9 protein-coding genes and 2 pseudogenes are annotated in these 14,794 nt (G+C 54.8%); 4 read left to right on the plus strand and 7 right to left on the minus strand.

What is annotated here, in order from left to right:
- Positions 1 to 34: 34 nt before the first annotated feature.
- From WH279_RS04035 to trxB, 7 genes are all read right to left on the minus strand, one after another.
- Positions 35 to 862, minus strand: coding sequence for an alpha/beta hydrolase (locus tag WH279_RS04035; protein WP_339455088.1), 828 nt, complete (start codon positions 860 to 862; stop codon positions 35 to 37).
- Positions 863 to 869: 7 nt separating this feature from the next.
- Entirely contained in the window at positions 870 to 3,347 is a 2,478-nt protein-coding gene (locus WH279_RS04040) for an autotransporter family protein (protein WP_339455089.1), read from the minus strand.
- 205 nt (positions 3,348 to 3,552) lie between these two features.
- Positions 3,553 to 3,771, minus strand: coding sequence for a translation initiation factor IF-1 (gene infA, locus WH279_RS04045; protein WP_002211347.1), 219 nt, complete (start codon positions 3,769 to 3,771; stop codon positions 3,553 to 3,555).
- A gap of 360 nt (positions 3,772 to 4,131) precedes the next feature.
- On the minus strand, positions 4,132 to 4,824 hold the full coding sequence (gene aat, locus WH279_RS04050; protein ID WP_339455090.1) for a leucyl/phenylalanyl-tRNA--protein transferase: 693 nt from the start codon (positions 4,822 to 4,824) through the stop codon (positions 4,132 to 4,134).
- 32 nt (positions 4,825 to 4,856) lie between these two features.
- Positions 4,857 to 6,587 carry a heme ABC transporter ATP-binding protein/permease CydC gene (cydC, locus tag WH279_RS04055; RefSeq protein ID WP_339455091.1) on the minus strand — a complete coding sequence of 577 codons (1,731 nt, stop codon included), beginning with the start codon at positions 6,585 to 6,587 and terminating at the stop codon, positions 4,857 to 4,859.
- Positions 6,584 to 8,353: a heme ABC transporter permease/ATP-binding protein CydD gene (gene cydD / locus WH279_RS04060; protein ID WP_339455092.1), complete on the minus strand. Its 1,770-nt coding sequence runs from the start codon at positions 8,351 to 8,353 to the stop codon at positions 6,584 to 6,586. Before cydD ends, cydC begins: the two co-directional genes overlap by 4 nt.
- Before the next feature lie 147 nt (positions 8,354 to 8,500).
- Positions 8,501 to 9,466, minus strand: coding sequence for a thioredoxin-disulfide reductase (gene trxB / locus WH279_RS04065; protein WP_133841048.1), 966 nt, complete (start codon positions 9,464 to 9,466; stop codon positions 8,501 to 8,503).
- 526 nt (positions 9,467 to 9,992) lie between these two features.
- Between trxB and lrp the strand changes: the two genes are divergently transcribed.
- From lrp to lolA, 4 genes and pseudogenes are all read left to right on the plus strand, one after another.
- Positions 9,993 to 10,487, plus strand: coding sequence for a leucine-responsive transcriptional regulator Lrp (gene lrp, locus WH279_RS04070; RefSeq protein WP_006118610.1), 495 nt, complete (start codon positions 9,993 to 9,995; stop codon positions 10,485 to 10,487).
- 119 nt (positions 10,488 to 10,606) lie between these two features.
- Positions 10,607 to 11,942 (plus strand): annotated as a pseudogene (locus WH279_RS22705) (DNA translocase FtsK 4TM domain-containing protein); the annotation flags it as partial.
- Positions 11,942 to 13,981 (plus strand): annotated as a pseudogene (locus WH279_RS22710) (DNA translocase FtsK); the annotation flags it as partial. The pseudogenes WH279_RS22705 and WH279_RS22710, both read left to right, overlap by 1 nt.
- 197 nt (positions 13,982 to 14,178) lie before the next feature.
- Positions 14,179 to 14,790 carry an outer membrane lipoprotein chaperone LolA gene (gene lolA, locus WH279_RS04080; RefSeq protein WP_339455093.1) on the plus strand — a complete coding sequence of 204 codons (612 nt, stop codon included), beginning with the start codon at positions 14,179 to 14,181 and terminating at the stop codon, positions 14,788 to 14,790.
- Positions 14,791 to 14,794: the final 4 nt, after the last annotated feature.

The following is a 14,794-nucleotide window of genomic DNA, read 5'->3' on the forward strand; positions in this document are numbered from 1 at the left end:
AAGCCTGATGATGATTCATCAGGCTTTTTTTTGTCTATTTACAGGCGGGCTGTTGCGCCAGTAGGGCGGCCCAGTGCGTTTCCCAATGACCCCCGTGTGTCAGCCCAGGAACCTCAACGATTTGTACGCAGGAAGAGTGGCTGGCATCCGCATAGCCTTGTGCCACGCTGTGCGGCACCACCCGATCCTCACTGCCAGAGAAGTGGATCTGCGGTAGCCCTGCCAGCGTGGGGGCAACGTCTTTAGCATTCAGTGACTGCGGCATCGGGCTGGCGTGGTGCAGACGGTTCACCTCATCCATATCGAGATTTCCCGCCACCGTGCGCAGCGACTGCACATCATGGCGCCGCGCCGCGACTAACGCAGCCACCGCGCCACCACCCGAGTAGCCGACCAGCACCAGAGGCTGACCGGGTGCCTGGCGGGCAATCTGCGTGATGGCATCATTCATTGCGTTAATCACCTCCGGGCCGAAGCGACGGTCGGTCCACCAGCTTTGGTCACAGGCGGGATTGCGCGTCATGGGGATGTACTGACAGGGACGTGCCAGATACGCCACATTTACGGCAGGGTCGGCAGCGGTAAGTTTGAGCGCAGTAGGGTTAAACGGCGTGGGATCGCGTGAGGGCTGGCTGGGGGTGACCCAGGCAAAACCATCACCTTCAATATAGAGATGCACAGGCTGGTCGGGATCGCTGATGCGACCCCACCAGCGGAGTACAAATGGCACGGCGTTGATTTCACCCTGCTGTAAACCCGCCGCACGCGCAATGGCGTCGGCGGTGGCAGCACGGTTATCGGTGGCGCAGCCGGTCAGCAGGCTGCACCAAAGTAACCCAACGCAGAGGGATGTTAATTTCACCCGTGACTTAGAACAGCTTACGCACTTGCAGACTGACGGTCTGACCCATGAACTGCGGTGCAGTTTGCAGGTCGTAACGCGCTTCCAGGGTCAGGTCATCGGCATGAGCCAGTGAAACACCGACGCTGGTATCTGCACTGTCTGAAGCCTGGCGGGCACCCTGCGAGGTAAAGCGGGTTTCCCCCAGACTGTCCGCGCTGAAACCGGAATTAGTGGTCATCGGGCTGCGATCGTACTGATGGCTCCACATTACCTGGACAAACGGAGACAGGTCGCCGACAGACGTTGACCAGCTGTGCGCCAGTTTACCGCCGAGGCTGCTTTCGACCGACTGGCTGTGCGCACTGTCGACATCAAGTGCACTGCCGTTGTCGCTGTTTTCCTGATAGCTGCCCTGATGCAGGTAGCTGTAGCTCAGGCTGGCCAGCGGGGTCAGCGTAGTGTTAGCCCCTAATGCCAGCGGGTAACCAACCTCCGACTTCAGTGCCACCTGCTGCCCGGTAAAGTGCGCGCTGGCGTTGTCGTTGAAGCCGTCGAAGGCCACCTGACGCTGGCTGTCGTAAGACTGACGGGTCAGGCTGGTGCTGAGGTTAACAAACCACGGCTCGCCGCTGTAGGTGGCATAAAGAATGCCGCCCCATGCGTCAACGTCGCTGCTGCTGCCTTTCACGTTATCCTGGCCTTTAACTGAGGTGCGGCTGTAGCTTAACGCCGCACCGGCACGCCAGCTATCCAGAATCTGACGGTCAGCACCCAGCACCAGGCCGCCGTAATGGGCGCGGTAACCACTGACGTTATCGACCATGCCCTGACGCGCGCTGCCGTAGAAAGGTTTACCCCAGGCGGCCCAGTCGAGGCTGTCATCACCGGTGGCGATACCGCGTGCGCTGGCGCCCGGGGTGATGCGCAGACCGTCCAGATGCGTGCCAACCACGCCCAGGGCATCCATGGATGCGGCCGAGGTGGCGGCGGACGCCATGCTGTTCTGGCCTGGCGAAAGCTGCTCGCCGATGCGGTTGGCTTCTGCTTCCGTGGTGATGGTTTTTGAGGCGTTGAAGAGATTCAGCAGCGCAGGGGAGGAGATGCCGCTGTAGCTCGACAGACCATTCAGTGAAGAGATGGCATTGCCAGTCGTCGGAAGCGGTCTGCCCGTGGTTGGGGTATTGCCACCACCGTTGTTATTACCGCCACCGCTGTTATTACCGCCGGACAGATAGACGACCAGGTTGTCGGTATTACTGACTTCGTCGCTAATCGCTGTACCTGTCACTGTGCCATTAAACGTGTCAGCACTGTAGTGCAGTTTGCTGGCATTATAATCGGCAGTACTGGCTTTGATCACCACATAGCGCTGACCATCGGCAAAACCATAGCTGCCTGTATTGAGTAATTTGATTGAAGACCCTGCATCAATCACTGCATTTCCTCTAACGTTCAATCTTCCATAGCCGCTATCCAGTGCGCTTCCCAGTGCCTGGGAGGCATCGGAAACCCCAATACGCAGGATCGCGCTAGCGGTCTGATGGTAGTTGCCGTCGACCTTCAGACTCTCATTAATCAGAACGTCAGCATTGTTGGTCAGGGTATGAGTGCCGCCCAGGTACACGTTGTCGTTTAGCAGCAGCTGCCCCTTCTGGAAGCGGACATCAGCATCGGTGCTGTTTATCGCTCCGACCGGTGAGGATATCAGTGAGGATGTTGGTAATGAGAACGCATAAATCATCTGGTTACTACCGATCAGCGAACCGCGACGATTTATACCCCCATTGATCACCAGCTCATTACTGGTGGTGTTGGTGATATTACCGGCAATCGTACCACTGTTATTGATAACCCCCAGGACGGCGGTATTAATAATGGCATCATTGGAATTTTGGTACAGAAAATAATCGTTGGTTGCTCTGATGGTGCCGGCGTTATTCAGTACAGTCAGGGTGCCGTTGTTGACAATAGCGCCGCCGTTGCCTGAAATCGTGGCGCCTTCCTTATTGTTTAGCGTGGTAATGGTGCCATTGTTAACAATGGCGGCCCGGTTTTGCGGGAAAATGGGCCCATTAGTGTTGCTGCTGGTAATGGTTCCGCTGTTTTCCAGTGTGGTAATGGTGGCGCCGTTGTCGTTATAGATCACCCCATTTGAATTGCCCGGGCCATAGTTATTTTGTTTCATAACACCGGTCTGGCCATTGCGCAAAAGGTCGATAGTTGACAGGTTATAGACGGCAGAGCCGATTTCCGAGGAAAGAGTCCCGTTATTGTCTATCAGCAGGGTGTGCTGCTCGTTGGTTAGCGCATCGGAAAAACTATTGATGCTGGCATCGGAATTGATCGTCAGGGTGCCCGTCTGGATAAGAAATGGTGTATTGCCTGGATAGGTATTATCAATCACCGACAAGGGATCGGCCAGCGCCAGGCCAGAGAAGCTTTGCGCTGCCGCAAGGGCAATCACCAGGGGTTTAAGAGGAAAAGAAAGTAAGCCTTTATTCATTGTGTTTGCCACCATCAGAGTTATTCTGGCGGGATTATCCCGTCCATTTTTAGGAATTATCTGATATATCGGCAAAGGGCAACGGCACTTTAGGGGGCTTGAATCAATATATTTCAGGCATAAAAAAACCGGACTGAAAGCAGTCCGGTTTGGCTTATCGGTACTGCTGGCGCGATTAACGCGGCAGCACCTCAGAATGGGTCACTTAGCGACTACGGAAGACAATGCGGCCTTTGCTCAGGTCGTACGGGGTCAGCTCTACAGTGACTTTGTCGCCCGTCAGGATGCGGATGTAGTTTTTGCGCATTTTACCGGAGATATGAGCGGTAACCACGTGACCGTTTTCCAATTCAACGCGGAACATGGTGTTAGGTAACGTATCGAGTACGGTACCCTGCATTTCAATATTGTCTTCTTTGGCCATCGAATCCTCTAGGTGGACTACCTTAGTTTTGAACCGGCGAGATAATGCCGAATTTCACGTATTAAGTAAAGAATTGCGGATGAATTCATCCACATCAATCCCTCTGACGCGCACCTGGCGCAGACGGATTACGAATTAATCTGGAGTCAGTGACGTCAGCGTGGGGGAACAGCGGGCTAAGAATCTGTTTAAAATATGCTTTGGTCGCACGATTAAAACAGTTCTGAAAAGGTGCGTTGAGATTCCCAGCCTGGTATTCCGCATCACCATCTTGTACCGGTGAAAGGCGGACGACATACCAAACGCGCATATTATATCACTGTTCTTGCCCTGTTGCGTGCAAAACATAGAAGGATTGCATTAAAAAAGCCGGCGTGGCTGCCAGCAATCAGCAGAAAGAGGCTGATGCGCCAGAGAATGGACATATTGCAGGTAGGTCGCGCGGGGAATTTCCTGTGCGCCCAGAGAGAGGGTATGAGGATTAAGCACCTGGCAATCGATTAACTTGCCACCCTGTTGCTGAAAGTACTCACTGAAGACCAGCAATGCCGTTTTTGAGGCATTCTCGCTGCGGCTGAACATCGATTCACCGCAAAAGATTTGCCCCAGTTCCAGCCCGTACATACCGCCGACCAGGTCTTCACCACGCCATACTTCTATCGACTGTGCGTGGCCCAGCTCATGCAACTTTTGCCACGCGCGTTTCACCTCATGGGTGATCCAGGTTCCTTCATTACGATCGCTGGCGCAGCCTTCTATCACCTGCTGAAATTGTTGATTCAGTGTGACCTGATAAGCGGATTTTTGATGAAAGCGTTTCATACTGCGGCTGAGATGGAAATGTTCAGGCAGCAGCACTGCCCGCGGATCGGGTGACCACCAGAGGATGGGATCGCCAGGGGAAAACCACGGAAAAATGCCCCGATGATAGGCGTTAAGCAAACGCTGCGGACTGAGGTCTCCCCCCATTGCCAGCAGGCCATTGGGTTCCCGCAACGCCATTTCTGGCGGCGGGAAATTAAGCGATTCACGTGAGAGCTGGATCAGGCGCATCGGGCAATACTCATCAGCACGAGAGGTAATGACTATAGCGCAAAGCGCTGCAGAAATGTCCAGTATCGGCCCTGTTTTGAGACTAATTCCTGGTGATTGCCTTGTTCAATGATCTGGCCGCTATCCATAACACAAATTCTATCGAAATGTGCCAGACCCCGCAGACGGTGCGTCACCATAATCAGGGTTTTCCCGCGGGCGACCTGGCGCAGCAAAGCCAGGATCTGCTGTTCGGTTTCTGCATCCAGGCCTTCCGTCGGTTCATCCAGTAACATTAAATCGCCGCCGTGCAGCAACGCGCGCGCCAGACCCAGTCGGCGCAGCTCCCCACCGGAAAGCTGACGACCGCCTTCACCCAGCCAGGCATTGAGTCCCTGATCATTCTCCAGCAATGTCTCCAGCCCGACCTGATGAAGGGCATCACACAGCTGCTCATCGTGGCATGCCGGTGCGGCCAGCAGCAGATTGTCACGCAGGCTGGCGCTGAACAGATGCACACGCTGGGTGACCACGCTGGTGCGGGCACGTAAATCGGCTTCACTCCAGTCAGTCAGCGGTTGATCATTTAACAGGATAGTCCCTTGTTGCGGGTCCCAGGCGCGGGTGAGTAGTTGCAACAGCGTGGACTTGCCGCAGCCAGTCCGACCGAGCAGGGCGATATGTTCGCCAGCGCCAATCTCAAGCGTCAGCCCGGCAATGGCGTACGGGCCTTCGCCGTAACGGAAGCTGACATCACTCAGGCTCAGCGCCGCACCAGCACCCTGCGATGTTCCACTTTCCGCTGTGAAGTTAACGGCCGGGCGCTGTTCGATAATCTGCGAAACGCGTTTTGCTGAGGCGATAACGTGGCCGAGATGCTGGAATGCGGTACCGACCGGTGCCAGCGCTTCAAAGGCGGCCAGTGCACAGAAGACAAACAGCGCAATGTAAGCACCGGGATAAGGATCGCCGCCGATGCCAGCAGCACTTAACCACAACAGCAGCGTGACGGCGATGCCACCCATCAACATCACCAGTCCCTGAGACATCCCGGTCAGGCTCGCCTGACGCTGTTGCGCTGCCAGCCAGGCCTGTTCGGTGGCATTCATTGTGCTGCGGAACTGGCTGGCAGCCCCATACAGACTTAATTCGGCTTGCCCCTGAAGCCAGCGGGTCAGGCCGCTGCGATATTCGCCACGCAGGCGAGTTAAATCAGCGCCTACCGGCAGCCCGGCACGGTAAAACACAGGTGGGATAACAATCAGCGTCAGCAGCATCAGTGTGCCAAGGGTCAGTGCCAGACTGGTATCCAGCCAGCTCAGGCCGACCGTCACCACGACAATGACGGCCAGCGCCCCCACCAACGGTGAAATGACACGCAGATAGAGATGATCCAGCGTATCCACATCCGCCACCAGACGATTGAGCAAATCGCCTTCACGGAAACGGGCGATACCGGCAGGAGAGAGCGGCAGCAGCTTGCTGAAGGTGAATACCCGCAGATGCTGAAGCACACGGAAGGTAGTGTCGTGGCTGACCAGGCGCTCCAGGTAGCGTGCCACCGTACGGCTGATTGCCGTGCCGCGAACCCCGGCGGCAGGAAGCATATAGTTAAAGCTGTAGATCCCGGCGACGCCCGCCAGAGACGTCGCGGCGAGGAACCAGCCAGACAGCGTCAGCAGGCCGATGCTGGCCAGCAACGTCAGCACCGCCAGCACAATGCCCGCCAGTAACCGCAGAATATGGCGACGATAAAGTGTTAAAAACGGCAGCAGGGTTTTCATTCGAGCGATCCTCCTCGCTGGGCCATCAGGTCTGCAAACGGGCCTGGCTGATGGGCCAGAGCCTCCCAGCTTCCTGTCTGAACAATTTCGCCTTTGCGCATTAGCCAGATTTCATCCCACTGATCCAGGCGATCGAGCTGGTGGGTGATCAGCAGCGTACTCTGTGCATGAGAAGCCTGTAACAGCGCGTGGTTAACATGCTGTTCACTGTGCGCATCGAGGCTGGCATCAGGTTCATCCAGCAGCAGCAGCTGACAGGGCTTCATCAACGCACGTGCAACGGCAACACGCTGCGCCTGGCCGACAGAAAGCCCCGTAGCCTGATCACCGGTTTCACTGTCAAGACCTGCGGGTAACTGTGAGAGGAATTCATTAACCCCCGCCAGTGCCAGCACCTGGTGCAGACGGGCTTCATCGCTATTCCCGCTCAGCAAAATGTTCTGCCGCAGTGTACCGGCGGGAAGGTGCGGGTTTTGGCCCACCCAGGCCAGCTGCAGCTGCCAGTGCGGCAGAGCGATATCTCGCAGCTCTGTGCCATTAATCAGCAGCGAACCGCGATAGGGCAGGTAGCCGAGCAGCACATTCATCAGCGAAGTTTTGCCCGCACCGCTTTGCCCGACCAGCGCCACGCGTTGTCCCGGTCGTAAAGTAAAACTCAGTGGACCCGCAAGCGGTGTGCCTTCTGCCGTGGTGATGACCAGGCCCTGGGCCACCAGATTCAATCCATTACTCAGGTCCGGAGTCAGCGATCCGCGTTCAACGGAGGCAGACTCACTCTCTTCCAGGAAGGTTTGCAGCGCATCGGCGGCGCCAATCGCCTGTGCCTTGGCATGGTAGTAAGTCCCAAGGTCACGCAGTGGCTGATAAAATTCAGGGGCGAGTATCAGCACGAGGAACCCGGCAAACAGGGTAACCGGGGTGCTGTAGTGACCAAAATTGAAGACGCCAAGATAAGAGAAACCAAAATAGACCGCGATCAGGGCAATGGAGATTGAAGCGAAGAACTCCAGTACCGCCGAGGACAGAAACGCCATGCGCAGCACTTCCATGGTGCGCAGACGGAACTGCTCGGACGCTTCTGCGATGGTGGCGGTTTCAGCCTGTGCGCGGTGAAACAGACGTAACGTTTCCAGCCCGCGTAGACGGTCAAGAAACTGACCGCTCAGACGTGCCAGCGCCTGAAAGTTACGGCGGTTTGCATCGGCCGCACCCATTCCCACCATCGCCATAAATAAGGGGATCAATGGTGCAGTCGCCAGCAGGATCAGCGAGGCTGCCCAGTTCACCGGGAACAGCAGGATCAATACCAGCAACGGGATGATCCCCGCCAGCAGCATCTGAGGCAAATAGCGCGCATAGTAATCCTGCATCTCCTCAATCTGTTCCAGCAGCAATGTGGCCCAGCTCCCGGCGGGTTTACCCTGAATCCAGGCGGGTCCCAGCTCAGACAGACGGTTCAATACCTGACGGCGCAGGGTCTGGCGGATAGCCTGGCCGGTTTTGAAACCTATTTTTTCGCGCAGCCATGCCATAAAGGCACGACCCGCAAAGCAGGCCAGTAGCAGAATAAAATGCAGCAGCTGGCTGTCACGCGGCTGATGGTCAATCAGCAGGGCCTGAAGCAGCGATGCCAGAAACCAGGCCTGGGCTAAGATCAGCAGGGCGCTCAATGTGCCTAGCAGGTATGAGAGGCGCAGCCAGCGATGGCCGTGCACACTCTGACTTTTCAGCCAGCGGGTGAGTTGTTGTTGTCGTGTTTTATTCATCTGTTGCCGTATTGCCCTGACGTAAACAGTAGTGAGGCAAAGGCCCCAGGAAGATAGGTGTCAAGCGCGGCAATGTTACAATGCGGAGGATAAAAAGGCGACAATTGCTCGTCGCCTTAGGCAAGATTAGCTCAGAGTTTTAACAACTTACTGATTATTTTTAACTAAACCGTCAAGATAACGCTCTGCGTCCAGGGCGGCCATACAGCCCGTTCCGGCAGAGGTAATCGCCTGGCGGTAAATATGGTCCATCACATCACCTGCGGCGAATACGCCCGGAATGCTGGTCTGCGTGGCATTACCCTGAAGTCCGGACTGGACTTTGATGTAACCATTTTCCAGTGCTAACTGACCATTAAAGATAGCGGTGTTCGGGCTGTGACCGATAGCAACGAACAAGCCTGCGACTTCCAGTGTTTTAGTCTGATCGTCTTTGGTGGAGCGCAGACGCAATGAGCTGACGCCCATCTGATCGCCCAGCACTTCATCCAGCGTGTGGTCAGTATGCAGCACGATATTGCCGTTTTTGACCTTTTCATTCAGACGGTCAATCAGGATTTTTTCCGCACGGAAGCTATCGCGACGGTGGATCAGATGCACTTCGGCGGCGATATTCGCCAGATAAAGGGCTTCTTCCACTGCGGTGTTACCACCGCCAATCACGGCAACTTTTTGATTACGGTAGAAGAAACCGTCACAGGTGGCGCAGGCTGAAACACCGCGACCTTTGAACGCTTCCTCTGAAGGCAGCCCCAGGTAACGAGCGGATGCGCCGGTAGCGATAATCAGTGCATCAGCCGTGTACTCACCTTCATCGCCGGTCAGCCGGAATGGACGGTTTTGCAGATCCACGCTGTGGATATGATCGAAAATGATCTCGGTGTTAAATTTCACCGCATGCTCGTGCATACGTTCCATCAGCAGTGGCCCGGTCAGCTCGTTCGGATCGCCTGGCCAGTTTTCCACGTCTGTGGTGGTGGTCAGCTGACCCCCTTTTTCCAGACCGGTGATCAACACCGGGTTCAGGTTAGCGCGGGCTGCATACACGGCAGCGGTATAACCTGCCGGGCCCGAGCCCAGAATCAGTAATTTACTGTGTTTAGCCGTTCCCATGAAACCCTCATTAATTAACTGGCAAACCTATACCCGGATTGTAGGGAATTTAGCGAGGCAAAAAAAGTATTCTGCGATTTTGTTAACAATTTATGAAAAAGGTTTAACCAATCGTTGGCTGCACAACGAATTGTGCTGATGAGTATCATGCCATTTGGACCACTTTTTGGCGTTTTTGCGACAAAATTGTCATTGAAAAACAGACAGACAGCATTCACCTTGGCATGTTGTACTGATTTTGTTTGTTTTGCTTTGACAATCGGCTGCGCATTTGCGAAAACATTATGGGAAGCAGAGTGTATTTGGTCACGTCAGTCAGGGTTTCATCCCGGATTTTGCGTTTATCGCCCGATATACTCAGCCTGTTATTTGGAATGACGCATGGTGTGGACAGACAACATGCGTCATGCAGATAGGGCGTTTAATACCGCGACAGGCTCTATGTCTTCACTTAGATCAACCCTGTTACATTGAGTCGTTCAGGGTATGGCAGGTAAAGGGAAGAAATTTAAGAGAGACAATAATAATTGTAGACAATAAAAAACGGCCGGGTAAAGACCTTGACAGAATTGACCGCAACATCCTGAATGAACTGCAGAAAGATGGGCGTATTTCTAACGTCGAGCTTTCCAAGCGCGTAGGCTTATCACCCACGCCGTGCCTTGAGCGCGTTCGCCGTCTGGAGCGACAGGGCTTTATTCTCGGCTACACTGCCCAGTTAAACCCGCACTACCTGGATGCATCACTGCTGGTATTCGTTGAGATTACTCTGAATCGTGGTGCGCCTGATGTGTTTGAGCAGTTTAACGCCGCAGTACAAAAACTTGAGGAAACTCAAGAGTGTCACCTCGTTTCCGGTGATTTTGACTATCTGCTGAAAACCCGCGTGCCAGATATGTCTGCGTACCGTAAATTGCTGGGTGAAACCTTGCTGCGTCTGCCGGGTGTAAACGATACCCGTACTTATGTGGTCATGGAAGAAGTGAAACAAAGTAACCGGTTAGTGATTAAAACCCGGTAACACAGGGTAGGTGCAAAACCTGTTAGTTTTCGGTACACTCCTGTGAATTCATACAGGTTCAGCGCCGGGCTTGCCCGGCGCTGTTACCTCCATAGTTTACAGGCACCTGGAGAGTACTCTTGAGCCAGGAATACACAGAAGATAAAGACGTTTCGTTAGAACCGTTGAGCAGCGGGCGTCGCCTGCTGGAAGCGCTATTAATTGTTGTTGCTCTTTTCGCCATTTATCTGATGGTGGCGCTGGTGAGCTTCAATCCTTCCGATCCCAGTTGGTCACAAACCGCCTGGCACGAACCTATCCACAACATCGGTGGTGGCGTTGGGGCGTGGCTTGCAGATACGCTATTCTTCATCTTTGGCGTCATGGCCTATGCGCTTCCTCCCGTGATTTTAGGCCTGTGCTGGATCACTTTCAGCCGACGCTACTTCCAGGATTACATCGACTATTTTGCCATTGGTTTGCGCATGATTGGCGTGCTGGCGCTGGTGGTGACATCCTGTGGTCTGGCCGCGTTGAATGCCGATGATATCTGGTACTTTGCGTCTGGTGGCGTGATCGGCAGCTTATTAAGCAATGCGATGGCTCCCTATTTTAGCGGGCCGGGCGGCACGTTGACGCTGCTGTGCATCTGGGCAGCGGGGCTGACGCTCTATACCGGCTGGTCATGGCTGACGATTGCCGAAAAGATTGGTGGCGTGGTGATGGGGATCCTGACTTTTGCCAGTAATCGCTCACGTGCTGATGAGAAATGGCATGAAGACGATGAAGATGAAGATGAAGTGGATGCGCCAGTTGCTGTGCGTAGCACGCCGATGCGTGCTGACGATCACGACGACGTACTGCTGACGAAACCGCAGCCTGTTTACGCAGAAGAGGATGATGAGCAGGACGATCCGCTGTTGGCAAAACCTGCATCCAGCGATGTTGTTTCGGTTGCTGCGCAACAAGCTACCATTGCCCCCGTTGCGCCGGTGATTGCTCCCGTGGAGTAATACGCAGCTCAGGCTGAGGTACAGATTTCCACGCCAGTAGCGCCACCACAACCTTCGCTCTATCGGTTTGAAGTGCCAGCAGATGCCCGGACGCCAGCGCCTTCGTTACCGGTTGATGAAGAAGACGGTCCGCAGATGGGTAACTGGCAGGATACATCAGCGGCTTCGCCGTTTGATTTCTCCACGCCACATGCCTCTCATCCAGCCTCCGTAGCGGCGGTGGCCACCGGTGCTGCGATTGGTGCGGTTGCGCAATCTGCCAGTAGTAATACGCCATTTATGCCCGGTTTTACGGCAACCAGCGGTGACGATCTGAATCCGCAGGTCAAGCAGGGTATTGGCCCTGAGCTGCCGCGTCCGAACCCGGTTAAATTGCCGACCCGCCGCGAGTTGGCTTCGTATGGTATTAAGCTGCCTTCGCAGCGAATGGCGGAAGAAAAAGCCAAAGAGCAGGAGTTACAGCAGCCAGAGGTTGCTGAAGTTGATGCCTGGCAGAGTATCCCGCCTGACGAGCAGGATGCTGCGGAACAGGCACAGCTTCGTGAAGCGTTCCTGGCACGGGAACAGCAGCGTTACGGTGAAGAGTTTGCTGCTGACGATGAAGAAGCGCTGGAACAAGCGGCGCTGGCGCGCCAGTTCGCTGAGCAGCAGCAGCAACGTTATGCTGCCGAAACGCCAGTCCAAAGCCCAACCTTTACGCTTGATACCTCCGGTGCTTTCGATTTCTCACCCATGGACGATTTGGTCAATGATGGCCCGACTGAGCCGCTGTTTACACTGTCGGCAACACCGGAAGCAGAGCCCGTTGCCCCCGTTCAGTCACAGTGGCAACAGCCAGAAGAGGCGCAACCGCAGGCACCGGCCACCATTATGCAGGCTCCTCCTGCGTGGCAACCGGCCGCTGCACCTGTCGCACCTCCTGTGACGGCCCAGCCTGTGAAGCCGCAAGAACCGGATATGGACAGCTTAATCCATCCGTTCCTGATGCGTCATGAACAGCCAACGTACAAACCGACCACGCCGCTGCCAACGCTCGATTTGTTATCGTCGCCGCCAGCCGAAACGGAACCGGTAGACCAGTTTGCGCTCGAACAGACCGCTCGTTTGATTGAGGCGCGGCTGGCTGACTATCGCGTTAAGGCTGAGGTGGTAGGGTACTCACCGGGTCCGGTTATCACCCGCTTTGAGCTGGATCTGGCACCGGGCGTAAAAGCTGCGCGCATTTCTAACCTCTCGCGGGATCTGGCGCGCTCATTGTCGGCCGTAGCCGTGCGTGTCGTGGAAGTTATCCCTGGCCGCCCATATGTGGGGCTGGAGTTGCCTAATCTAAATCGCCAGACGGTTTATCTGCGGGAAGTGCTGGATTGCCCGGCATTCCGTGATAATCCCTCACCGCTGTCAATTGTGCTGGGCAAAGATATTTCCGGCGATCCGGTGGTGGCCGATTTGGGCAAAATGCCTCACTTGCTGGTTGCCGGTACCACCGGTTCCGGTAAGTCAGTAGGCGTTAACGCCATGATCCTCAGTATCCTGTATAAAGCCACGCCTAAAGAAGTGCGCTTTATTATGATCGACCCGAAAATGCTCGAATTGTCGGTGTATGAAGGTATTCCACATCTGTTAACCGATGTTGTTACAGACATGAAAGATGCGGCCAATGCGTTGCGCTGGTGTGTGGTTGAGATGGAGCGGCGTTACAAGCTGATGTCGGCACTGGGTGTGCGTAACATCGCGGGTTATAACGAGAAGGTGGATATGGCTGAGGCGATGGGGCGTCCTATACCTGACCCGTTCTGGAAGCCAACCGACAGCATGGATATGACCCCACCGGTACTGGAAAAAGAGCCTTATATCGTGGTGATGGTGGATGAGTTTGCAGACCTGATCATGACCGTTGGCAAAAAAGTGGAAGAGCTGATCGCGCGTCTGGCACAGAAAGCACGTGCGGCGGGGATTCATCTGGTACTGGCCACACAGCGACCTTCAGTGGATGTGATCACCGGTCTGATTAAGGCCAATATCCCGACACGTATTGCCTTTACCGTATCAAGTAAAATTGACTCACGTACCATTCTGGATCAATCGGGTGCAGAATCTTTGCTTGGCATGGGTGATATGCTGTATCTGGCACCGAACTCTTCTATTCCGGTCCGTGTCCACGGCGCCTTTGTTCGTGACCAGGAAGTGCATGCCGTAGTGAAAGACTGGAAGGCACGCGAACGACCTCAGTATAAAGAAGGTATCCTCAGCGGCGGTGAAGATGCTGAATCGGGTGCGGGTGGCGTGGATGGTGACGAAGAGCTGGACCAGTTGTTCGACCAGGCCGTAGAGTTCGTCGTCGACAAGCGTCGCGCCTCCATTTCCGGTGTACAGCGGCAATTCCGTATTGGTTATAACCGTGCCGCGCGCATCATTGAACAGATGGAAGCGCAGGGGATTGTCTCGTCCCCGGGGCACAACGGTAACCGTGAGGTGCTGGCACCACCGCCGCATGAGCGTTAAGTCTTCTTCTTTCGATAACTCTCAACGGGTCAGGCACTGTCTGGCCCGTTGAATTCCTGACAGCAGTCCCAATATCTGCATGGTACGGCCCGGAGAATTCAGTTTTTTCTCCTGTTGTTGTTATCAGCGCCTGGCTAAAGTTATCCACGTCACGCTTAACCCGAACGGGATACAAGAGTTTCAATAAGGATGCCGTAATGAAAAAATTAATGATTTCCTGCTGTCTGCTGGCTGCTTTTTCCTCGGTTACTGCCTGGGCTGATGCATCCAGCGATTTGCAGCAACGCCTGGATAAGGTGAAAAGTTTCCATGCCACGTTCAGTCAGAAAGTGACCGACAGCAGTGGCGCATCGGTGCAGGATGGCGAAGGCGAGATGTGGGTTCAGCGTCCTAACCTGTTCAACTGGCATATGACTGCGCCGGATGAAAGCACCCTGATTTCCGATGGGAAAACGTTGTGGTTCTACAATCCGTTTGTTGAGCAGGTTAGCGCCAGCTGGGTGAAAGATGCCACCAGCAACACACCCTTTATGCTGATTGCTCGTAACCAGGCAAGTGACTGGAAACAATACAACGTTGCGCAAAAAGGGAATGACTTCTCTCTGACGCCGAAAAATGCCGATGGCAACCTGAAGCAGTTCACCATCAACGTGGCAACTAACGGCACTATCAATCAGTTCAGCGCGGTAGAGCAGGATGGGCAGCGCAGCTGCTATACGCTGAAAAGCCAGCAAAATGGCAGCATCAGTGCCGATAAGTTCAAATTCACGCCGCCTAAAGGTGTGACTGTGGACGACCAGCGTCAGTGAGGTT

It is taken from the genome of Erwinia sp. MYb375 (assembly GCF_037479175.1).
Classification (GTDB): Bacteria; Pseudomonadota; Gammaproteobacteria; order Enterobacterales; family Enterobacteriaceae; genus Erwinia; species Erwinia rhapontici.

Coding starts and splice junctions, on each gene's coding strand:
- WH279_RS04040 (WP_339455089.1), bottom strand. CDS start 3,347: ATGAATAAAGGCTTACTTTCTTTTCCTCTTAAACCCCTGGTGATTGCC.
- infA (WP_002211347.1), bottom strand. CDS start 3,771: ATGGCCAAAGAAGACAATATTGAAATGCAGGGTACCGTACTCGATACG.
- aat (WP_339455090.1), bottom strand. CDS start 4,824: ATGCGCCTGATCCAGCTCTCACGTGAATCGCTTAATTTCCCGCCGCCA.
- cydC (WP_339455091.1), bottom strand. CDS start 6,587: ATGAAAACCCTGCTGCCGTTTTTAACACTTTATCGTCGCCATATTCTG.
- cydD (WP_339455092.1), bottom strand. CDS start 8,353: ATGAATAAAACACGACAACAACAACTCACCCGCTGGCTGAAAAGTCAG.
- trxB (WP_133841048.1), bottom strand. CDS start 9,466: ATGGGAACGGCTAAACACAGTAAATTACTGATTCTGGGCTCGGGCCCG.
- lolA (WP_339455093.1), top strand. CDS start 14,179: ATGAAAAAATTAATGATTTCCTGCTGTCTGCTGGCTGCTTTTTCCTCG.